Origin of the sequence: Sphingobacterium sp. G1-14 (assembly GCF_002196555.1) — a bacterium.
GTDB classification, from domain to species: Bacteria; Bacteroidota; Bacteroidia; order Sphingobacteriales; family Sphingobacteriaceae; genus Sphingobacterium; species Sphingobacterium siyangense.
Genome location: NZ_CP021381.1, coordinates 3,730,652 through 3,753,392, shown reverse-complemented (window position 1 = coordinate 3,753,392; position 22,741 = coordinate 3,730,652). Strand labels below are relative to the sequence as shown.

General features: G+C 39.5%; 20 protein-coding genes. 7 read left to right on the top strand and 13 right to left on the bottom strand.

The features are described from left to right. Window positions 1-2: 2 nt before the first annotated feature. Complete coding sequence (locus CBM24_RS16140; protein WP_088161946.1) at window positions 3-824, top strand: RteC domain-containing protein; 822 nt, start codon at window positions 3-5, stop codon at window positions 822-824. Between the two features lie 7 nt (window positions 825-831). Here CBM24_RS16140 and CBM24_RS16135 read toward each other — a convergent pair whose 3' ends face one another. Both CBM24_RS16135 and CBM24_RS16130 read right to left on the bottom strand, forming a co-directional pair. Further along, a complete protein-coding gene (locus tag CBM24_RS16135) occupies window positions 832-6,270 on the bottom strand; it encodes an N-6 DNA methylase (protein WP_088161945.1) in 5,439 nt (1,812 codons plus the stop codon). After that, window positions 6,257-6,694 (bottom strand): DUF1896 domain-containing protein, encoded by a 438-nt coding sequence (locus tag CBM24_RS16130; protein ID WP_088161944.1) that lies wholly within the window; start codon window positions 6,692-6,694, stop codon window positions 6,257-6,259. Before CBM24_RS16130 ends, CBM24_RS16135 begins: the two co-directional genes overlap by 14 nt. A 227-nt stretch (window positions 6,695-6,921) precedes the next feature. Here CBM24_RS16130 and CBM24_RS16125 point away from each other — a divergent pair, with 227 nt between their 5' ends. From CBM24_RS16125 to arsB, 5 genes are read left to right on the top strand one after another with little or no spacing between them, the layout of a single operon-like run. Further along, window positions 6,922-7,251 carry an ArsR/SmtB family transcription factor gene (locus CBM24_RS16125; RefSeq protein WP_088161943.1) on the top strand — a complete coding sequence of 110 codons (330 nt, stop codon included), beginning with the start codon at window positions 6,922-6,924 and terminating at the stop codon, window positions 7,249-7,251. Between the two features lie 57 nt (window positions 7,252-7,308). Further along, window positions 7,309-7,773, top strand: a complete 465-nt coding sequence (locus CBM24_RS16120; RefSeq protein ID WP_088161942.1) for a DUF6428 family protein — start codon at window positions 7,309-7,311, stop codon at window positions 7,771-7,773. 28 nt (window positions 7,774-7,801) lie between these two features. Further along, complete coding sequence (locus CBM24_RS16115; protein ID WP_088163586.1) at window positions 7,802-8,575, top strand: metallophosphoesterase family protein; 774 nt, start codon at window positions 7,802-7,804, stop codon at window positions 8,573-8,575. 17 nt (window positions 8,576-8,592) lie between these two features. Further along, a complete protein-coding gene (gene gcvH, locus CBM24_RS16110; RefSeq protein ID WP_088161941.1) occupies window positions 8,593-8,970 on the top strand; it encodes a glycine cleavage system protein GcvH in 378 nt (125 codons plus the stop codon). 7 nt (window positions 8,971-8,977) lie between these two features. Beyond that, a complete protein-coding gene (arsB, locus tag CBM24_RS16105; protein WP_088161940.1) occupies window positions 8,978-10,006 on the top strand; it encodes an ACR3 family arsenite efflux transporter in 1,029 nt (342 codons plus the stop codon). Window positions 10,007-10,037: 31 nt separating this feature from the next. Here the strand turns inward: arsB and CBM24_RS16100 are convergent, their stop codons facing one another. From CBM24_RS16100 to CBM24_RS16045, 11 genes are all read right to left on the bottom strand, one after another. After that, on the bottom strand, window positions 10,038-10,919 hold the full coding sequence (locus CBM24_RS16100; RefSeq protein WP_088161939.1) for an ORF6N domain-containing protein: 882 nt from the start codon (window positions 10,917-10,919) through the stop codon (window positions 10,038-10,040). Next, a complete protein-coding gene (locus CBM24_RS16095; RefSeq protein ID WP_088161938.1) occupies window positions 10,909-13,002 on the bottom strand; it encodes a type IA DNA topoisomerase in 2,094 nt (697 codons plus the stop codon). The genes CBM24_RS16100 and CBM24_RS16095 overlap by 11 nt, the downstream gene beginning before the upstream one ends. A gap of 6 nt (window positions 13,003-13,008) precedes the next feature. Beyond that, window positions 13,009-14,457 (bottom strand): DUF3945 domain-containing protein, encoded by a 1,449-nt coding sequence (locus CBM24_RS16090; protein ID WP_088161937.1) that lies wholly within the window; start codon window positions 14,455-14,457, stop codon window positions 13,009-13,011. 85 nt (window positions 14,458-14,542) lie between these two features. Further along, a complete protein-coding gene (locus CBM24_RS16085; RefSeq protein WP_002978404.1) occupies window positions 14,543-14,851 on the bottom strand; it encodes a helix-turn-helix domain-containing protein in 309 nt (102 codons plus the stop codon). 12 nt (window positions 14,852-14,863) lie between these two features. Further along, entirely contained in the window at window positions 14,864-15,217 is a 354-nt protein-coding gene (locus CBM24_RS16080; protein WP_024566644.1) for a helix-turn-helix domain-containing protein, read from the bottom strand. A 250-nt stretch (window positions 15,218-15,467) separates the two neighbouring features. Beyond that, window positions 15,468-16,313, bottom strand: coding sequence for an RteC domain-containing protein (locus tag CBM24_RS16075; RefSeq protein ID WP_088161936.1), 846 nt, complete (start codon window positions 16,311-16,313; stop codon window positions 15,468-15,470). Between the two features lie 468 nt (window positions 16,314-16,781). Beyond that, window positions 16,782-17,510 (bottom strand): MBL fold metallo-hydrolase, encoded by a 729-nt coding sequence (locus tag CBM24_RS16065; protein WP_075993132.1) that lies wholly within the window; start codon window positions 17,508-17,510, stop codon window positions 16,782-16,784. 538 nt (window positions 17,511-18,048) lie between these two features. Next, complete coding sequence (locus tag CBM24_RS16060; protein ID WP_075993131.1) at window positions 18,049-18,780, bottom strand: SMI1/KNR4 family protein; 732 nt, start codon at window positions 18,778-18,780, stop codon at window positions 18,049-18,051. 79 nt (window positions 18,781-18,859) lie between these two features. Further along, window positions 18,860-19,789, bottom strand: a complete 930-nt coding sequence (locus CBM24_RS16055; protein WP_088161934.1) for an alpha/beta hydrolase — start codon at window positions 19,787-19,789, stop codon at window positions 18,860-18,862. A 263-nt stretch (window positions 19,790-20,052) separates the two neighbouring features. Further along, a complete protein-coding gene (locus CBM24_RS16050) occupies window positions 20,053-20,736 on the bottom strand; it encodes a hypothetical protein (protein WP_075993129.1) in 684 nt (227 codons plus the stop codon). Window positions 20,737-20,761: 25 nt separating this feature from the next. Beyond that, a complete protein-coding gene (locus CBM24_RS16045; protein ID WP_088161933.1) occupies window positions 20,762-21,439 on the bottom strand; it encodes a hypothetical protein in 678 nt (225 codons plus the stop codon). A 149-nt stretch (window positions 21,440-21,588) separates the two neighbouring features. Between CBM24_RS16045 and CBM24_RS16040 the strand changes: the two genes are divergently transcribed. Beyond that, window positions 21,589-22,674, top strand: coding sequence for a DUF4274 domain-containing protein (locus CBM24_RS16040; RefSeq protein ID WP_075993127.1), 1,086 nt, complete (start codon window positions 21,589-21,591; stop codon window positions 22,672-22,674). Window positions 22,675-22,741: the final 67 nt, after the last annotated feature.

The window sequence follows — 22,741 nt, the reverse complement described above, 5'->3', positions numbered from 1 at the left end:
GCATGGAGAAATTTTATAATGAAACGTTATATAAACTGGAAACGGCAATCAACGAATTGGAGATAGAAGCCGATTGCCCGCTACAACGGATAGAAGCGGTTATAGACCTAATTGTTAATTGTTTATCCGAAGTGAAAGAGTATGTTTTAAAAAGAGGGTTTAAAAATTTGAATGAGGAAATTCGCTTTTTCAAATTTCTGAAGCCCACTATTGTTTCAAAGCTGATTTACTACAACGCCGTTTATAAAATCGAAACAAAAAAGCCTTACGGAGAAAAACAAATAAAAAAGTTCCTGAACAAAGAACTGAAAAAGCTAAAAAGGTTCTTTGACAATAACCTTGATTTTTACAAATATTACCGCAGCAATAATTCTTTCGTTGATGAGAAGTTTTTTGTACGTGGAAAGCATGATATAAGGTTATGGTTGGACACTTTTTATTTTGAGGCAGACCATCGTTTTTCTACTTCGCACGATTATAAAGTAGCCAAGATAATTGCCAATGATTTGATACAGGTGTATATCGAAGACCAGCTAAACAGCAATCATAAAAAAATATCAGACAATTCTACACTTAATTGGACAGCAAGCAAAACGGCATTGACCGAGTTGATATATGCCCTCTATGCACAAGGGGTATTCAACAACGGAAATGCCGATATAAAATTGATTGCCAAAACATTTGAAACTGCCTTTAATATTGAATTAGGCGATTTTTACCACACGTTTATGGAATTAAAAGCCAGAAAGATGAACCGAACAAAATTCCTTGACAGCTTGTGTGAAGCCCTGATAAAGAAAATGGACGAACAGGACGAAAAGTAAACAAGCATTACAATACGCCACGAGGCAAATGAATACCTTTTGTCCGTATAATGCTTTCCTGAACCTTTGGGGCTTCGTTCTGCTTTTCTGCCTGCTCCGGAACATCTTGTTTGGTTTCCGGTGTAATGGATAGCTGTATCTTTCTTTCTACGGCAGCCAGTTCCGTTTTAAGCTCACTCAATCGGCTTTCCTTAGACCAAGTACCGTTAACCACTTCCTGAAGTATAGGCAGGTCTTTTTGTATTTCAGCAATTTTCTCCTGTTCCTGCTTCACAAAGCCCGGCAATTTTTCCAAAGCCCTTAGAAAATTCATTGCAGCAGTTTCGGGGTCTTTTGCCATTAAGCCGTTATTGTAGGTGTATTTGATATTTCCTTCGCCCTGCACTAAAAATCGGTTTACCCGAATATCCGCACCTTCTTTTTCTGACATTTCTGTTTTTACCAACAACGTAAAGCCATACAAGCTGCCTATCTCTTCATACTGACCTGCGGTGCGGGCTTTGTCCGCAATCTCGTTCAGCTTCGCACCGATTTGTTTCGGATTTGCATTAGGCGGCAAACCATCCAACAACACAGGATTTTCTATTGTACCGTCCGAACGCTTTTGCAGGCGTTGCTGTAAGTTTTCCCAGTCGGTACTCATCCGGTTCAAACGGGATTGAGTGCTTTGCAACATTTCTGTATAATCCTGCACCTTAAATTTGGCACTGGATTTAGAACGGTTGAACGCCTGCTTTTCGCTTTCCAGTCCGGCAATCTGTTTTTCCAGTTTGGCTTTATCCAACAGGTCTGTATTTCCCGACAGTATTGCCACGTATTCCGAAAAGTTCATTCCCGATTTTTCGTCCATACTTCCCTCGTCAATCGTTCTTTTGGTCAGGTTGTTGGTCTTTAACTGGTCGATGAAAAGCTGCTTATTGTACAGCAGGTTGAATTTGTAGCTATCCAACGATTTTTCAACGGCATAGATAATCACAGCCACTTTATTATCGGCAAAGAATTTGGCAATCTCGTTGCCTTTACGGATTGCCCGCCCGTCCCTTTGGGCAAGGTCAGACGGTCGCCACGGCGTATCTAAATGATGAACGGCAACGGCTCTTTTCTGTGCGTTTACGCCAGTTCCGAGCATACTTGTAGAACCGAACAGTACACGGATTTTACCCTCATTCATCCCGTTGATAAGTTCCCTGCGTTGCTTATCATTTTTCGCTTCCTGAATAAACCGGACTTCGTGTGCAGGTATGCCGTGGTCTTCCACGAGCTTGCGTTTGATTTCGGAGTACACATTCCATTCGCCCGGCTTGTAGGTTCCCAAATCAGAGAAAACGAACTGTGTTCCTTTCTGTGCGTTGAACTGGTTGTAATACTTGGCAATGTTTGCGGCACAATGCGAAGCCTTGTTGTCGGGATGGTCGTCGTAGATACCACTTACCATACGCATATCGAGCGACATCTTACGGGCGTAGTCCGTAGCAATGAGCATCTTTGCTTTTTCTTCCCTTTGCGATAAAGGTTCTCTACCGAGCAAAGTTGCATCGCCCGTTTTGGCAAACTGCATCAGGCTTTGTATAAAGGCTTCTTGGTCGGGTGTTGGCGGTATATTGTACAATACCTCGTTCTTGTTGGGGCGGTCTATACCAATATCCTTTGCCGTTCTGTAATCCGTGATTTCAGAATAGAACTGCGCCAGTTCCGGCACTTTGATAAAGTAGCGGAAACGTTCTTTAGCGACAATATTGTTAGCTACCGAAAATTCATAATCGGTCGTTTTCCTTGCATAGATAGCTGCCCACGCATCAAAAGAATGAATGCCCTGTTTTTCCAGTGCACGGGGGCGCAGGTATTTAAACAGCAGGTACAGCTCCGTTAATGAATTGCTGATAGTTGTACCCGAAAGAAAGGTTGCCCCCATATCCGCATTGGTACGCTCCTGAATGGTGCGGATTGCAAAAAGCAGGTTCAGTGCCTTTTGGCTGCCGTCCACGTTCCCCAGTCCGGCAACCCGTGTATGACGGGTGTTGAACATCAGGTTTTTGAACTGGTGGCTTTCGTCCACAAACAAATGGTCTATGCCCATCATCTTAAAGTCCACAATATCATCTTTGCGGTTTTCAATATCGTGTTGCAGCGTTTTCAGCTTTACTTCAAGATTTTCTTTCCGTTTGATTACCCCTGCGAGCATTCCCCTTGTCACTTCTTTGCCCTGCGATTTCAGTGCATCGAGGTTACGTTCAACGCTGTCTAATTCTATTTCGAGAATTTCCTTTTGTATTTCGGGCGACTGCGGTATCATTCCGAACTGGTCGTGCGTAAGTATCACACAATCCCAATCATTATTTTTAATATCCCCGAAAATCCGCAGGCGTTTCTTTGGCGTAAAATCGTCAATACCTGGATAAAGGATTTTAGCGTGTGGATAGGCTTTGCGGTAGTCTTCAGCAATGGCAGGTATGTTCGCTTTCAGCCCTATAATCATCGGCTTATGGGCTAATCCCAAACGCTTCATTTCCTGTGCTGCGGTACACATTATCAGTGTTTTTCCTGCGCCTACTTCGTGGTCGCAGATAGCACCGTTGTTCAGCTTTATCATCCAAACGGTGTCCTTTTGGCTTGAATACAGGTCTTCAATGCCTGCTCCCTTACGGTCTAATCCCGGAAATTCCTGATGACTTCCGTCATAGTTCGGGCGAACGAAACAGTTAAACGTATCGTTGTACTGGTCGGTCAGCCTGTTTTTAAACTCATCATTTTGTGCGTGTAGCCAGTCGGTAAAGGCGGTACGGATTTCATCAATCTTGGTATTCGCCATTTGTATGGCTTCCATATCCCGTACTTTAACTTCTTGGTCGCCAACCATTACTTTTTTGGTAATATCAGGTGTGGTATTGACAAGGGCGTGTTTGAGCAGGGCAATACCGTCAAACGTGCGGCTTTCCGCTTTGACGGCATATTTTTCCCAAATGTGCATATTGCCCTGATGACACTTCACGGAAAAGTCGTCGGAGCTTTCGGAATAATGAACCAGTACATCCGCATCGAACAGGTGCGAAGCGAAACGGGCATAAATTCCGGTAGGCATCCATCGTTCGCCGAGGTTAAAATCCAATTCCTCAAATTCGATACGTTTTGGTCGGGCTTCCTCTAAAGCGGTAAGGCTTTCTTTGGCTTCGGTATCATCGGGATTGTTTTCAAGATAAGCTCTTACTTCATCGGCTTTCTCAACTACGTTGCCTGCAATCCACCGTTCGGCTATTTCGTATTCCTGTTGTAGCGGATTGTAGAACAACCGCCCGTGCAGGGCTTCTTTCAGGGTATCGGCAGGCAGGCTGCTGATTTCGGACATAAAGTCCAAATCCACGTTTCCGTACTTGTTTAGCGAGGCGGTTAAAGCCTCTTCGGGATTATCGGTTGCTAATGTGGTGGTAGAAAAGCTAACGGGACGACTGAAAATATCCGCTTTGTGGATTACGCCGCCAATGATACGCTCCAGATAAGGAATTTCTTTGCCTGCGCTGTCCGTCTTTATCAGCTTGGCATTGTCGGCAGCATTTAGATTGCCATATTTTTTGACAAAGCCATCGTACAGGAGGTTCAGGGCTTCCCGTTCTTCCTTGTGTTCGGTCTGCTTTTCAGCTTCTTTTTGGTACAGGTTGATATAACTGTCCCTTACGGCTATGTAGGCTTCGGCTCTTGCTTTCTGTGAGGTCGGCAATTGCAATGGATGAAAGATTGCTTTTTTGTCTTCCTTTTCCACCTCTTGCAGATAACCTACCCAACCATTATCCACCACAAGACAATCGTTACGGTGGAATGATTGCAGTTCACCTCTATACGGGGCAGGTTCAGGAATAGCATTAATATTGATAGCGGTAATGGCTGTCTTATCAGACTGGCCATTACCGTTTATTTGTGAAAACAGGTCGCCGATAGCTTCCTGTTTTTTGCCGTTAACCTGATTGGTTCCATTAGCAGCACCATTGGATTTTAGCGGCGTATAAGGTTGCTGCCTTGCACTGCTGAACAGGTCGGGCTGACGACCTATTGTGCCTCTTCTTTTTTTATTGCTTTGCCTTTTGGTTTGGGTAGTTCTTTTAGGCGGAGCAAGAACCATTACAGGTTCGCCCACACTTTCAAACAGGTCAAAAATGCTTAGTTGCTTTAATTCCTGCGGGCTTTCCTGATGGACTACCGGAGTTGTTACAAATTGCGGCTTTTGCTGAATGATTACAGGGTCGATAACCGGAGGTGTAACCTTTGGTTCAATCGGAATTTGTATCACAGGCTCATCGTTCCGTTCGCCTTTGTATAAGTTCAAATTTAGGTGCTTTCCAAAATCTTCGGAAAGCATTTGCTTCAAATCTTTGGCAATGCCCTCAACACCGTCTTTATGCGTGTAGATTAAGGCGGGTTGCCCGTATGGGTCGGTATCTAATTTTTGGTCGGTATGGATAATTCTTGTATTGTCCTGAAAGAGCGCATTGCCCGGCGTATTGTATTCGGATGGCTTGCTTTGGCAAAACAGATCTTCCCTGTCGGTCAGATTTTCTTTTGCCGTATTCTTTTGCAGGATAATCAGGTCGCTTCCGACTTCCGTACCTGCATATTCCGTAAACAGGTTGTTGGGTAATCTTACAACCGAAACCAAATTATTATTCTGCATTAACGCCCTGCGTATGGGTTCATTTTTAGGACTGTTCAGAATGCCCTGCGAAGTGATATAAGCCAATAATCCGCCCTCACGCAGCATATCTGCACCTTTCAGGAAAAAGTAATTATGTATGCTTCGAGCAGCCTGTACTTTGGCATCGCTGCTGCTTCGGGAAAAGGACAAATCAAATACAGAGGTATCGCCAAAAGGTATATTACTGGTAATTACATCATAGCTGTTTTGTTCCCTTTCGGGGATTTCCTCAAAACCGTTTATACGGATATTGCTTTCGGGGTAAAGATGCTTTAAAATCTTTCCTGTAAGCAAGTCCTTTTCATAAGCGGTAACACTGGTTTTTGGGTTTTCTGAAAAGGATTGAATGAATGAACCGATACCTGCGGAGGGTTCGAGGAATTTGTCAATGTGCAGACCATTATCCCGCAAGGCGGATGAAATGGCATCTATAACCTTTGGCGGTGTATAAAAAGCCGTAAGTACGGAACTTTTCATACTGTCCACATACCTGCGGTATTGCTTATCGTCTTCGGAATTTTCTTTGAGCAGTTGGTGGAGTTCCTGCGTGAGTGGAAAAAGGTCGTGTTCTGTTTTTCTCCAATGATTGATGTCTATTTCGTTTTCTACGGGGTTCAGAACGAATTTAAGACCGCCAAATCCGCTGTATCGCATCATTAGCAGTCTTTCGCCTACGGTGGCTTGCCGTTTCTCCTTTTCCAATTTAAAAACAATTCGCAGGGCATCAATATTCTGTTGGAGATGGAACCGCTTACTGAAGCCCATTTTCCTCAATCCATATTGAGATGGTTCCGGTCAGTTCGGTATAGAGTAAATCAAACTCATACCCGTAGGCGAAATCATCGGTTAATTCATATCCTGCGAAAACAGGCTCACAAACGGGAAACATTTTAAGGGCGAACGGTCGCAGTTCCTCGTCTGCCATTATAGTATCAAATTCATTGCATACCACTTTGAAAACCGTGTCGAACTTGGAGAAGTGCAAGCCCTCAAAAAGTATGTAGTTGGCTATTTCGTTGCATTGCTCAACGGCGTTTCCCGAACGGAAAGCCTCCTCATAAGCATTGGCAGCCCACGAAGACCGTTGGTCAATAAATTTTTGGTCGTGCGCCTTTTCGGGAAAGCTGCTGTTTAATAATTCTTGCAGTCGTAATCTGAAATACGACAGGTCTTTTTGCTGTACATCCATACTTTATTTTGTTTAGAATTTTACTTAAATCCTAAAATTATAAGCAGGAGCAAATGCCTCTGATAATGTTGTAGGGTTTGGCTTTGAAAGGCAGGATTTGGCTATTTACAATAGAAATTTGAAATGATAATTTGTACAGAATTGGTGCTTGGATATATGTTTTTTCACAAACTATTTTTGTGGTTTAAATATTTATCGTAATATTGCGATACACAATTACAGATAAAATGGGCGTAACAAAAACTGAAATATTTACAGAACAGCAAAACAGTTTAGCAACCTCTTTAAAGGCACTGGCTCATCCTGCCCGTATAGCTATCCTGCAATATATTGTTAGGCAAAATGCTTGCATTTGTAATGACTTGGTGGAAGAATTAGGATTGGCACAGGCTACCATTTCACAACATTTGAAAGAACTGAAAAACATTGGCATTATCAAAGGAAGCATCGAGGGAACCAGTGTATGTTACTGCATTGATGAAAATGTTTGGCAGAAACTAAAAAATGAACTCAATATGTTCTTTGTAGATAATGTAGGAGTTGATAAATGCTGTTAAGCATTTTTTTAAACGTATTAATCGCAATAAAGCAATATAACAATTAAATAAAAAACAATGAAACTATCAAAAATCAAAGAAATCTTACCAGCATTAGATAATGTTGAATTTCAAGTAGAGAACGGAACATTTGTACCGGAACATTTCCACGTTACAGAGGTAGGCGTTATTACAAAACACTTCATTGATTGTGGTGGAACTATCAGAAACGAAAAAGTTATCAATTTCCAATTATGGAATGCCAACGATTTTGAACACAGATTAAAGCCAACCAAATTATTAAATATCATCAAACTATCTGAAGAAAAACTGGGTATCGAAGATGCCGAGATAGAGGTAGAATACCAAAGCGAAACAGTTGGTAAATACGATTTGGATTTCAACGGAAACCATTTTGTACTAAAAAACAAACAGACTGCTTGCCTGGCAAGTGATGCCTGCGGCATTCCTGCGGAAAAACAAAAAGTAAACTTGGCAGAATTAAAAGATGCTTGCTGTACGTCTAATTCGGGATGTTGTTAAACTAAACTATCATATAAAAATCAATAAAATGAAAATTGCATTATTCAGCGACATTCACGCCAATCTACCTGCATTAGAAGCATTCTTTGAAGATGTAGAAAAAAGAAATCCCGATAGTATTTATTGCTTAGGCGATTTGGTAGGTTATAATATTTGGGCAAACGAAGTAGTAAACGAAATCCGTAAAAGAAAAATACCAACCATTGCAGGGAATTATGATTTTGGCATTGGACGTATGAGCAACGATTGCGGATGTGCATACAAAACCGAACCCGAAAAGGACAACGGCAGCATATCTATTTCCTTTACAAATTCTATTATGAAAGATGAAGAAAGAGCCTATTTGCGTACACTTCCGGCACATATCAAAGTAGAATTTCAGTTGAACGAGGATAAGCTCAATTTACTATTGGTACACGGAAGTCCAAGAAAAATAAATGAATATTTATTTGAGGATAGGGAAGAAAAAAGTATGCTTAGGATAATGGAACAAGCAGACGCAGACATTATGTGTTTTGGGCATACACACAAGCCATACCACCGTATTTTAAATTCCGGTATTAACGGACAAAATCATTTCAGACACGCCATAAATATAGGTTCGGTAGGTAAACCAAAAGACAGCGATGTAAGAGGTGGTTATGTAATGCTTACAATCAATGAAGATAGTTCTGTATTGGATAAAGACAGTATCAGTGTAGAATTTATACGCTTTGATTATGATATTGAAAAAGCAGCAAAAGCAGTTGAAGAAAGCCCATTGCCAAACGAATACGCAGAAAATTTAAGGAGAGGTTATTAATCTAAAAAATCAGAAAAATGGAATTTCCAAACGATGTAAAATATTCAAAAGAACATACGTGGATAAGCGTACAAGAAAACATAGGTACAATAGGAATAACAGAATTTGCACAAAGTGAATTGGGCGAAATCGTATATGCAGACTTACCCAATGTTGGATATAGTTTTCAGCAGGACGAAGTATTTGGCTCTGTTGAAGCGGTTAAAACGGTCAGTGATTTATTTATGCCTGTATCGGGTAAAATCATTGAAACCAATAAGCAACTATTACAAGAACCAACATTAATCAATTCAGCACCTTTTGAAAAGGGTTGGTTGATAAAAATAGAAATCAAAGACATTACCGAATTAGAAAACTTATTGACATCAAACCAATATAAAGAACTTACAAATTAGCCAAGCAATGCAACCAAAACTAAAATTCTTAGACAGATACTTAACCTTATGGATATTCCTTGCAATGGCAGTGGGTATAGGTTTAGGGCATTTCTTTCCAGGCATTTCAAGAATTACAAATACTTTATCCGTTGGCACTACAAATATTCCATTGGCAATAGGTTTAATACTGATGATGTACCCGCCATTGGCAAAGGTTGATTATTCATTATTACCCCAAGCGTTTAAGGATAAAAAAGTAATCGGTATATCCTTATTGCTCAATTGGGTTATCGGTACATTGCTGATGTTCGGATTAGCCGTTTTGTTTTTACGAAATGAACCCGATTATATGACAGGCTTGATATTGATAGGATTGGCAAGATGTATCGCAATGGTAATCGTATGGAGCGATTTAGCTAAGGCAAACAGAGAATATACAGCGATGTTAGTTGCCTTAAACAGCATCTTTCAGGTACTTTCTTATAGCTTCTTAGTTTGGCTGTTCATCAATGTATTACCAAGCAAATTAGGATTGGCAAATTTCAATGTAAGCGTATCAATGAAAGATGTTACAGAAAGCGTATTGATATACTTAGGTATTCCTTTCTTAGCAGGTTTTATAAGCCGTTACGCATTGGTAAAATCAAAAGGTATAGAATGGTATAACAGGAAATTTGTACCGAGAATATCGCCCATTACATTATATGCTTTACTGTTTACAATCGTATTAATGTTCAGTTTAAAAGGCGATAAAATATTAGAGTTGCCAATGGATGTGGTAAAAGTAGCCATACCGTTAGTAATCTATTTTGTACTGATGTTTTTCGTCAGCTTCTTTTTCAATAAATCCCTAAAAGTTCCTTACGACAAAAACGCATCAATCGCATTTACAGCCACAGGAAACAATTTTGAATTGGCAATAGCCGTAGCAATAGCGGTTTTCGGTATTCATTCCCCACAGGCATTTGTAGGCGTTATTGGACCATTGGTAGAAGTTCCAGTACTGATATTATTAGTAAGAGCAAGTTTATGGCTAAAGAAGAAATACTACTAAACAAGCCCTCCAAAAATTCGGAGGACTTGTTTTATCGCTTATTTAGGATTTGAAGCATCCTGCCGACTTCAATATCCATTCGTGAAAAGGCAAACCATTTTTTGCCCAGGTCTTTGAGTGATGCTCCTATGTGGTAGAGTTCTGTATGGTCAATAATCAAAAAACGGTCGTGGGCATCGGAAAACACTTCAATGTCTATCGGAGGATATTGGCTATTGTAGCGTTGTAAATCTAACCGTAACTGATTGCTGATGCTTTTGGTAAGGATTGTAGCGGTTACATTAGTCTTACGCTTACCCAACAAAGTAAGCACCGTATCATCCACATAATTATCAAGCAGGATAATAGAGCTTTCGGCACTTCGGATAATATCGGAAACAAAGGCGTAGGCATCAAATACCTGCCCGTTGTAGAAAATGCCTTTTTCGCTGTGCAGCTTGTCGCTTTCCAAAGCCTTAAAAATCTCTTCAAATTTTTGGTCTGCTTCCAGTTGCTTTAATTCGATATTATCCAAACGATGAAACAAAGAAGCATTGCTAATGAGCATACGCCGCATTTCTACAAAGGCTTCCATTATTTCCACACTCATTTTAACGGCTATATCAGACCGAAGTATGGCAGATGCCATTGCAACGCCTTGTTCGGTAAAAACATAGGGCAAATAACGCCTGCCGCCGTAGTTTAAACTTGAGGTTCCAATTTGGAACCTCAAGTTTTCAACTTCCTCTTCGGTCAGTTGAAAGCAGAATGATACAGGAAATCGCTCAATATTCCTTTTAACGGCTTTGTTCAGGTTCTTTGTTTCTACCTGATATAGAACAGCGAGGTCGCTATCCAACATTACCTGTTTGCTCCGGATAGTATAAATCAGGTTTCTGATTTCTTTGGGTACGATTGACGGTTTATTTTCCATTGCGTTTACTGCTTTTGTTTTTCTCAAACTCAAAGGCGCTTTCAGCGTTTTCTTTCAGAATGATGTAAGCATCGAATTTCTTTCCGGCTTTGCTTGTCATTCCTTTGATAAGAGAGGTTTTGCCTTTATTTACAAGGCTTGTTACATTTTCGATACTAATTTGTACACCGCAGACGGTGCGGAATTGCACCCAGTTACAAGCCTCATCAGGGCATTTCACAATCTTGTCACGGATAATGAGTTGCTGATTTTTGCATTTAGGGCAGGTCAGTTTGGGTTGGTTGGTGCTTGCAATTGATGTTTGCAGCAGTTCATCAGTAATGGATTTGGCATAGGTTTCCATTTCCTTTTGGAATGTTCCGGCATCCGCTTCGTTATTCTCGATTTTCTGCAATGCCAATTCCCATTCGGCGGTCATTGCCACGTCTGCAATTTTCCGGTCTTTGACAAGCCCGTACACCTGCAATCCTTTTTCCGTAGGGATTAAGGAACGTTTATCCCGTTGGATATAATTACGGGTAAACAAGGTTTCGATAATGGCGGCTCTTGTTGCAGGCGTACCGATACCGATATTTTTGAGGGCTTTACGTTCTTCCTCATTCTCGATTTCTTTCCCTGCGGTTTCCATAGCGGACAAAAGCCCGGCTTCGGTATAAAGCACTGGAGGTTTGGTCTGCTTTTCCAAAACGGTGGCTTCCTTTATTTTGAGTTCCTCACCTTTATTCAGTTCGGGTAGTTCCTGCACTGGCTCTTCGCCGTCATCGGTAAAACTTCCCTTAATGGAACGCCAACCTGCTTCCTGAATTTTACAGCCTTTTGCCGTAAAGTCGTAATGCAATACCTGTAATGATACATCGGTTATTTCTTTGACACAGGCTTGTGATATGGCTTCGAGCAATCGAAACGCAATCATATTGTAAATCTTGTTTTCGTCTGCATTAAGTACGGACGGTACTTTGTCCGTAATCAACAAACCGTGATGGTCCGTTACACGGAGGTCATTCACGATACGTTTGTTGAACCGTCCCCATTTAATTTTGGCAAGGGCTTGTTTGCAATCTTCACGGTTCTGCAAAGCCCGCACAAGATTGGGAATTTCTGCCCACATATCTTCAGGGATATATTTGCTTCCGGTACGTGGGTACGTGATAAACTTCTTTTCGTACAGGCTTTGGGCAATATTGAGCGTTGCTTCAGCAGATAATTTCAGCCTTTTGTTGGCTTCTTTTTGTAAGCCTGTCAGGTCAAAAAGCAAGGGCGGTTGTTCTGTAACGCTTTTGGTTTCTACCGAGGTAACGGTTGCCGTTGCGCCACGCTGAATAGCTTTAAGGGTATCATCGGCAAGCTGCTTTTCGTCCCATTTGGTTGCGGAAATACTTTTGAAATCAACCTGCGCTTTATTGTGCGTTAATTGTATCTGCCAGTATTTCTTTACCGTGAAATTCTTATTGTCGAGGTAACGTTTGCATATCAAAGCCAGTGTAGGCGTTTGCACTCTTCCGAGCGAATAAATTCCACTGCCTGCGGCAATGCTCAATGCCTGCGTAGCATTGATGCCCACAAGCCAATCGGCACGGCTTCTGCCTTGTGCTGCCTGATACAGCCCATCAAATGCTGCCCCATCTTTCAGGTTGTCGAAGCCCTGTTTTATTGCCTTTTCGGTAAGCGAACTTATCCAAAGGCGTTCAAAGGGCTTGTTGCATTTCAGGTATTCATAAATGTACCTGAAAATGAGTTCGCCCTCACGACCTGCATCGGTAGCAACGATGATGCTGTTGCTTTGCTTAAAAAGTTGCTCAATGACTTTCAGTTGCTTTAATGCGCCAGTATCGGCGATGTATCCTTTATCTTTTTTGACCTTGCGGACGGTCAATAAAAACGGGTTGGGCAATATCGGCAGGGATGCTTTATCAAATCCCGAAATGCCATAATCTTCGGGCATTCCCAGTCCTATTAAATGACCGAATGCCCACGTAACAAAATAGCCGTTACCTGTCAGGTAGCCGTCCTTTTTATCGGATGCGCCCAACAAGCCGGCTATCTCTCTTGCTACGCTTGGTTTTTCTGCAATAATTGTTTTCATATCACATTACATTTTTCTGCCTTTGGATTTTGCAGGCTTATTGTCCTGTTGTTCCTGCTGCTTTTCATTTTTCGGTCTTTGCTGCCCAGACTTCAAAGGTTCTTGGACGTTCTTGGTCGCTTCGTTGGTTTTGCCCTCCGAATTGACGGCAGTCTGCGTTTTATGGCTTTCGGCAGGTTCTACTCTTGCTTTATACTGACCGGGAAACTCAAAATTGGTCTTTCCGGTATCTTTGTCGAAAGTGATATAGCCCTTATACGGTTGGTCTTTTTTATCTTTCAGTTCAACATATATGGTTTGTCCGGCTTTGAACTTGTTGTACTGCTCATCATCCAGTTCTTTGCCCCTGAAAGTTCTTGGAGCTTCCTGGGGTTGGCTTTGCTGGGTGTTCTGTTGGTTCGTTTGCGCTTGCTGATTGTTGTTGCTCCTGTCAAACAGGAACTCAACATATCGTTTGTCCGCATTGAATTGTACGGTTGCCGAAAACTCCGTTCCTTTCGAGGAAATCATACCCTCTAAATAGAGTGGTTTGCCCTCCATCAGCGTTTGCTTTTGTTCCTCATTCAGCTTTACACCCTTAATTTCATCGGGGATTTTTATAAACTCCGTGCGTAGCGCAATCACATCATTGGTCAGCCTATCAATGCTGATAATGGACGGCATCAGGTCGCCTGTTTTGGAATTTACGAGATTGACCACACGCCCCATATTGCCCGTTTCGAGCAGGTTTTTCTTGTCTTCATCGGTAAACTTGTGACCGAAAAACTCAAAGTGCAGGTTAGGTTCTTTTTTGATACCGTGTATTGCTACGATAACATTGCCGTCTTCGCCTTGCTGCAAAGACAGGCGGGCATCTGTGCGGAGGATAGAGCCACCGAGGTTAATACCTATCGGTAAAAGTTCATTGGTTTTGTAACCTCGTAACAAAGGGTCAAGCAAGTTTCTTTTTTCAAGATACTCTTTGCTTAATCCGAGGTTTTTCATTGTGTCCCAATCAATCTGCTCCGGCTTGTAGCGGTATTCGCTTGTTTCCGTTGTTGTTTGTGCTGTTGCCATATTATTTTGATTTTCTTGTTTTTTATCGGGTTGGGGTTCTGCTTTCACTTCGTGTTCTTTCAGCACTTTTTCGCCCTCCGGTGTGGGCTTATCTACGTGCTTTTGGAGTTCCTGTGCTTTTTCAGCAGCAACCGGGGTAGGCACTTTGAAGAAAGTAAAGTTTGTAGGGTTCTTTAACTGGCTGAAAAAATTGGAAAAGAAGTTGGAAAAGAAATCGCCGCTTTTGTCCACACGCATAAACTGGTTTTGGTTTTTCTTGGTGGGTTCCACGGTTTCCATTTTCCCGTTTTCGTCAATACTCTTTACCGCCTGGATTTTCATTTTCTCTTTATCCAGTACGAGTAATATGTCCGAAAGCTGTTCGGGCATTTCCTGTTTATTTGTTGTTTCTTCGCTCATATTCTGAAAATTTTAAAATTTTACGGTCGAATGTAAAGGAAGCCTTCACTGATTTGCGTTATGTGGCACTCAAAGGCAGTGTTTGTCACTTATTGGCATCCAGTTTGGGCAAGGGCGGGTTAAAACTTTCCCTGATGAACTGATGCACATCGGACAGTTTGTAATACAGTTTTCCGCTAATGGTATAATATGGGAGCTTGCCTATGGAGCGATACCGTTGCAGGGAACGGTTACTTATTTTCAGCATTTGCAATAAGTCCTGATTATCCAGTAGTTCCTCGCCGTCTATGCTGTTGCGCTTCTTTTGTAAATCGTCTATGTGGTTGCCGAGAATGTCAAGCCTGTCCATTATGCGTTCCATCCACGCCACAAATTCCATTTTGTCGATATTCATACGTGTACGCTTTTAATTATTACCTGATTTCAGCTTTCTGCCTTTTTCGATATAGCTTTTGCCTTTCGCCATAAGCTGCTCTACATATTCATCGGTGGTCTGCACAGCGTTAGCGTTGAGCATTTCCTTGATAGCACCAATCGTATAGTAATACTGCCCGTACATTTTTGAAAAGGCTATCTGCCCATTGGTGCGCATACGCCACAATGTTTTTTCGCTGATGTGGAGATACTGGCAGACTTCGTGATTGTTGAGCCACAAACTATCGTAGCTTGTATCTTCCAGTTTGAGGATATATTCGCTAATGGCTTTCAACCGTTCGTTGAGGTGCTTCCACACTTCTTCGTCAACTGTTATAATATTCATAGCACTGTTGTTTAATATTCACAGGACAAAATTCAGAAGTGTGGCAGTGTTTGTCTGCCAATGCGTACCCATTGGTTTGGCACTTTTTTGATTTTTTTTGCAATGAGAAAAACCCTTGTTTAATAAGGGTTTTAGCGGGGTTGGGATATTTTGCGGGTAGTCTTTTGCCAACATTTGCCAATTGGCAGATATGGGCAAACAAAAAGCAGTAAACAAAATGTACTGCTTTAAAACACCTATGCTGATACAGCTAAAGGTCTTTATCCATATATTCTTCGAGGGAAATTTTGAGTTGGTCTAAAAATACCGTCCGGGAGCCTGCCCTTGTTTTCATTCGGTGGAAAGAATGATGTATATCGTTCAAGGGCGTTCGGAATAAGATTTGAAAAATCAATGCTAATTTTCTGATACCTATTTTACCGTGTGCAATAGATTTGGAAGCATACAGGGCGTAAATCAATTCAATAAGTGCATTTTGCGAGTTAGTCCACGAAATGTCTTTGCTCGCATCCCCGTTCATTAAAATGGTATCGGGATTTTTTTCAGGGTTTATTTTGGTAAGCAAAAAAGTATAAAGTAATTCATTGGCTATAATATGGGCAACTTTGTTATCGTAATAGGTTGAAAAACTAAGGTCAATTTCAAACACGGCACTCTTTAAACCATCGTGGTAATTGACTTTTCCGAGCTTGAAATAACTGTGGTCACGGTCTGTTCTGCCTGCACGGTAGTACCTGTAAAAATCCTCGTTGGATATACTTTCCTTATATTCGGATTTGAGGATTTTCAGTTGATTTTCAAAATAACTTTGGTGTATTCTCCCGGTACTTACTGGGCAGGTAGTTTCAATGCGGAATACTTTATTGTAATAAATAAGTTTTCCTAAAATCTGCGGTTTGATGTTCTTGAAAAAATTGATTTCCTGCTGTTCGTCCTTAAATCCGGTTTGTAAGACTTTCATCTTTATGGTAAACAGCATTTCCTTTAGGAATAAGGTCATTTGATAAGCCTCATCCGCAGTTTGCATCATTTGAGAAGACAGCTTGTCTTCCTGATGCTGAATTTCCGATAATATTTTGTTCAACACGATTTCCATAGCTTAGAACGTTTAGAGATTAGCACTATTTGTTTCGGAATTACATCTTCGTTGATTTGCCAAAACTTGGAAATATTAATGAAACCAATATCACAGGTTGCCCCCATATTGGGGAAGATTTATTTTCAACTGGGATTTTTTACGAATATTTCAAAACGGAAAAAGGGTTAAGTATGCTACGACTTAACCCTTTTTTTATTAAATTTGCAGTAATGATTTACAAGGTAATCAGATGAAAGCGAGTGCAGTAAGCACCATTACTAAATCGTTACCGATAGCATTTTCGGTTCTTGTAAACTACTCTTTATTAGCCACTTTGGGCTATATTAATCTTTTTCTCTAAAAAAAGGAAATTAATAGGGATGCAAAACTACTTGTTGATTTAAATATCAGGTAACGATGCAGATGATTTTTTTATTGTCTTTTCTAAAAAATTAACGTTGATGAGTGAGGATTTGAAATAGGAAACTATTTACCAAGTCTAATTATTTCATTTTCAATATCATGGTAAAGCAGGATTTTCCATTGTTCTTCTTGTGCTCTTTGCTTCCAAATGATCCGTTTTTCCATTGCTTTTTTGCCATCATAATCAGTTTTAAATGCTATTTGATAGTTTAGATATCCCATTTGAGGAAGATTGTCTGCACCATAAAAAGCGGTTTCTCCATCTTCCTTAATCCAGAAAACCTGATGATAAGGGGTATGTCCGCCAGTCACTTCGAAATCAATTTCTGAAGTAATACTTCCTTTATCAGAATCCATCCAGACAATATTGGCATTCTCAACAATGAACTTCAAAACATCCAAATCAAAAGAAGGACTCCCTTCTTTTGAGAGCGCAAAATCATATTCACGCTTTTGCAGATAGACTTCGGCATTTGGAAAATTAAGCGTCCAATCATTTTTCTCTCTATTCACAAGTCCGTCAATGTGATCTTTGTGCAAATGAGAAAGCATAACTAGCTTGACATCTTTTGGTTGGAAACCTGCTTTTATCATGTTGCTATGAATTTTTGGGATACCGTTTCCCATCCAGCCTAATCCTGCATCTAGTAGCACTAGATTGCCAGCTGTTTCAATAAGAAAAGGCTGCACCGCCATCTTTAAATTTTTATCGTTTTCCGTATCTTCTAGATAGGTGAAATTTTTGTTCTTATCTACACTGAAATCACCGTCTTTTAAAGGATATATTTTCATTTGTTGTTATTTAATCTCACTTATGCTATTGACCGATAAAGCGTATTAAACAAAACTAAACATCCCAAAAGCAAAATCCTCATTCTATTGAATTAATTACGGTTCCCGTAGAGATATCAACGAAATTTCAAGACGGAATACCCAATTCTTGATTTTTCAACATTTACCCTTAATACATGTTTAAGAATGGTCTAAAAAGCTATTGGATTTGAAAGTTTATTGAATTTTCCAAATCATCCTTTTCTAACTCAAGAAAGTAACTAGAGAGAATTGCAGCGATTGAATAGCAGATTATTGGTTACATAACTCCAACGGTATTAAATAAATAGATTGTGGCGCCAATGCCAAGAATTGTGGTAGAAACCAAAATTAGTTGTAACCATTTTGTGCCCATTTTACTATGTTTGTTAAGCCCGTAGATGACTAAAATAGATAAGTAGGGTGGGTAAAGAGAAGACAAGACTTACCGCAGGTAGCATGAGTGTAACCACCACTACTTGATCTGACTTTGGCTACGCCTAAAAATTGTCAGATATCATTATCGTCCAAATAATTTTGATAAAAATCCTTTTTTAATTGGCTTCTCAATTCCCCAAATTAATTCCGTTTCGTGTCGTTTTGCTTTGTCAATGTTCGGCCCGAATTTGCCCCACGCAAATCCGCTCTGAATTTGTTTGTTTCTCAAGTCTGCAATTACAAAATTGTCAGGAAGTGATAGTGCAAAGTTTTTCAAAGTTGTGTCTTTAGATTGTCTTGCATTTTCAAGTTCAATAAATCCATCTCCTTTGCTCCAAATATCCATAACCACTTTTTCGTGAATAATATCAAGGTTTGACTTATTCCCATTTTTTCCAAAATCGTCGATGTGTTCTATAAACTGAGTTAAGTTGTCCGAGTGTTTTACGATTACAGCTGGGGCGTGGCACACATAAAACACGCTTCCCCAACTTCCACTGTTGTCAACATCTAAAATCCAAAAATTTCCGAGTCCGTCTCCCGCAAGTTGAACTGAATTAGGAAAAAACTCTTCAAATCCAAATTGACCTACTCCGTCAAATGTGACTTCTTCAAATCCGAAAAATTCAAAACCGCTTGCAAATTTTAGTAATTCTCTTATCTCTGGCGGAATTTGTCCTGTCGGCAGTCGTCTGACTAATTCGTCAATCTGCTGGTTGGTCAAACCTTCTTTTAGTTCTACTTTATATTCGTCACCATCTTCTGAAATATATTGTTCTGTCAAAATGGACGTCAGTCTTTCTATTGGTGTCATAAATTCAATTTTGTTGTCTTGGTGTGTTTTGTTATGCTTGCAGCTAACTTTTTGCTAATACCTTGTTGGTGGTAGTTTTTTATTTAATCCACTTTTCTATTATTTCAATGAATGGGTTTTGCTGGTCAACAAATGGATAATGCGAGCAATTGTCAATTGTCTTGAAATTCTGTTTTCCAACTATTTTCTTCATATCACTTAATTGCTTTTCTGAAAAGATTTTGTCTTGCAAACCATAAATTGCAAATAATTTTACATTCTCTTTTTCTAGTTTTTTTAAAATAGGTTTGGTGTCAATATTATTTTTGTTTTCATTTTTATAGAACAAAATAGGGGCGTCGTCATTTCGGATATTGCTTTTTCCATATTCACTATTTTCATAATTTTCCCGCAATTGGTTTGCTTCATTTGTCGGAAATGGCATTTTGAAATAGTTGTTCATACTTGCAATTTCATAACATTGCTTTCTGTATTCAGCCGAATTTTTAGCTAATCTTTCAATTTCAGAAATTTTGGAAAGCATTAAAGTGTCATTCTTTTTTTTGTAGATTTTTCGTGTCGTTTCCAAAATATGGTTATACGTTTCTTGTTGGGAAAAAAGTGCACCTGCAAGAATTAATGAACTTACTTTTTCAGGATTTTGTTCTGTAAAAAGTGTTCCAACCAAACCACCAAAACTATGAGCAATGATATTTGCTCTTTTGATGTTATATTTTTCGTAAATGCTATTTAAATCACTAATTGCTTCTTGAAAAGTAAATGTTGCAGTTGTGTCGATTGAACGACCTTCACCACGTCTGTCATAAACGATAACATAAAAACCTTTTCCGGCTAAATTTTCTGCAGTTGTTCCCTCGAAGAGTGTCGAGTTTCCTCTTGGTCCGCCGTGAATGAAAATTATTGTCGGATTTTCACTCTTTCCGTATGTTTTTGAGTAAATCTTTTCCGTTTGAGCTTTTCCAATTATTGATGTTAGCGTACAAAAAAGTAGTAAAAAAATTTTTTTCATTTTAAGGTGCTATGTTCAGTTATGAATTCAGATAAAATTATCGGCAATGGGGCAACGACTTGGCGAAGTAGTGTAGCCGTATCGAAGATACGAAAGAGGAGCTGTTTTGCCAAGACGCTTATTGTAAGTTTATCTTCGTAAGTCAATCATCACCGCATAGATCCACATCGGCTCTGTTTGACCTGCTCGTTCAAAAGCGTTCTTTTTATAAAAGTCGATTGCCTTTCAGGCGGCAGTAAGTGTTATGAAGAAATGTTACTGTGTTAAAGAAAACTGCTGTAGAGTGTTATATTTAACGTTTTACCCTTAGCTACCTGGTAAGAACCAAACCCCCAGCCATAGTTACCATATGTCTTGTGGTGAACAATAAAATCAAAAATTTGGTTAGCTGGTACTTTTAGGCTTACGCATCCATTTTTATCCGTCAGCCCTTTCAGCGTCGAGCTTTTTACTATATCCGCGATATTATCAGAGGTGACATGGATCTTATTGACAGGAAATGCCACGACTCCCTGATCTTGGATAGGGGTGCGGGTTTCGTACGATAGTAACTGAATTATCAGGGTGCCCGAAAAATCAGTTACCTTTGTTGTCTTTTTACGTTCTATACCCGCTGTAATCTGTACATATTCATCGACGCTGTAATCGTTGTTATTTAATTTTATAGAATCTGTCCTTAGTTGATAATTATTAGGTAACAAATCCGTAAAATTGATTTCGCCAACACTGCTCGTAATAGCTGAATCTATCGGTGAATTAGGATCTTGCTTGCTCCCAGGGTTATAAATGTAAACTTTGAGACCAGACAATCCCTTACCAGTATCGTCTGTCAATTTGTAGTTTAGTTTTCCCGTAATTTCCCCTTCCGCCAGTTTGACAACGACCTCCTTCTGACAGGAGACTGTTGCAATCAACAGTGTGAGCACAATAAAAAAATAGCCTTTCATATCATTAAAGTTTTTTATCAGCTAATTATTGATAAAAACCTGCAAAATAGTTCATCGTCATACCTTTTTGAATGGATGTTGTGCCCCAGTTAAGGTTTGACAAGGTTGTTATATTATAGAGTAAGACGACATAATCTTTGCCAGATGCGATCTTTAATGTAGCAATTCCATTTTCGCCAGTCACACCTTTAAATTCTGCGTTAGCTAAGTTTTTTGAAATATATTGCTCATATTCGTAGTTATTAACAGGAATGATGAGAACACCTATATTTTTTGCGGGTTGATTCGTGTTATAGGAAGTTACTTTAACGACTAATGTTCCTGAAAAGTCTGTCACTTTGGTCTCTTTGTTCTTTGTCATACCAGTGGTGACCTGAACATAATCTCTAACAGTATAATTTACATTGTTTACTTTTGCCGAATCAGCGACTATTAGATAACTTTTCGGATTTAGATCACCAAAATCAACTTGGCCGTTTCCGTCGGTGCGACGCTCATCGATTAATATACTGTTGCTTGCATAATAGCTGTCCAAGTGATCAAACAAGGATATCTTTACATTAGATAGGCCTTTACCGTTTGCGTCAGTTAATTTGTAAGTAAGTTTTCCACTATTGGAGAGAGACATCTCTACCTCGGTTGTTTTCTTACAAGATACAAATGCTATCGCTATAAGCATTAAATAGGCTAATTTTAATTTCATAAATATTAGTTAATTGTTTAAGGTTGCAAATATATCACTTTGGTTACTATGTTGTGCTTTTTAAACGAAATAGTGTAAAATAGTTTTGCCGACAATAGTCGGTAAATTTCCAACTATCTTTAGCCAAAATTTTAATAGAATTTTAGTAGATGAAGTATAAGATATCAGAAAAAAGAGCAGCTTTTCTAAGCAAAGCATTTTTTGAATACAGTTTTAAAGAAAATGTGCTTGATAGGGAGCTGTTGGAGGAAATCAACGAACCTATCGAACTTGATTTTATTGCAAAAAATCACAATTACGACGATGGGAATGATCTGCTACTTGCTATTGTAACCCATCCTTACTGTGATATTTCGACTGTTAAGATGATCTTGCATAGAGCTGATGTTGAAGGTTATTTAACGGATGCTGAGAGGTCAGGTGATTTCGAACTGATCAAGGCTATTATTACCCATTTAGATAATGGATTCTACAAGCATGAAAAATTCTATTATGATCCCGTTAGTGACCCTGGTGCTTTATCTTTTGATGTAGAAGAGTTAAAAAAATACATTAAGGAGGATGCTGTTCTGTTTAATAAACCCAGGGGAAAAAAACTCGAAACATCATTTGCAGATAATTTTCACCGCAGGGATCTGAAGTTCTATAATGGCACAATAAAAACTGTAAAATCATCTCAAGCTCTAAAGCTGATAACTGACAGATGTAATTTTATTTTTAAGGTACCTGAAGGAGATTTTAGGATAGTAAAGGACAATACGATAAAGAGTTTTATAGATTGTTATACTTTTCCTTCGGTTATAAAAGACCGTTTTGGAGCAAATGAAAAGAAACTAAGAAAGGTCATTATGCAGCCGGATCTTGTCATTGAGAATGATGATATTCTAGTGGTTCTTTTTCTATTTAATAGCCAAGCATTACAGCTGGAAAATGCGGCCACCAATGTTTCTACAATGATGCGCAATGAGTTTTTCTATATTCCGGCTTTTATTGAAATAGTTGCTGTTGAAGAAAATTTTGATAAGATAGCCCGCATCAAACATAGTGATACTTGGTTTGCTGTCAGTAAAGGCATGCAGGTCAAAATAAATGATGTCGGAAATTTAAAATTCCTGAGGCTCATCTTAGTGGAAAAAGGCGGCGTTTTATTTTCATTCTCAGTTGTTTCAGATCAGCAGCAAAATCTGAATAACGAAGTGATTAAAAATTTGATCAGCAATTGTTCATTGGAGTAATCGCTATGAATTGAAATATTACAGTGACTTTAGTGACTTAGCTGGATATTTCGATGCCATTGACCCT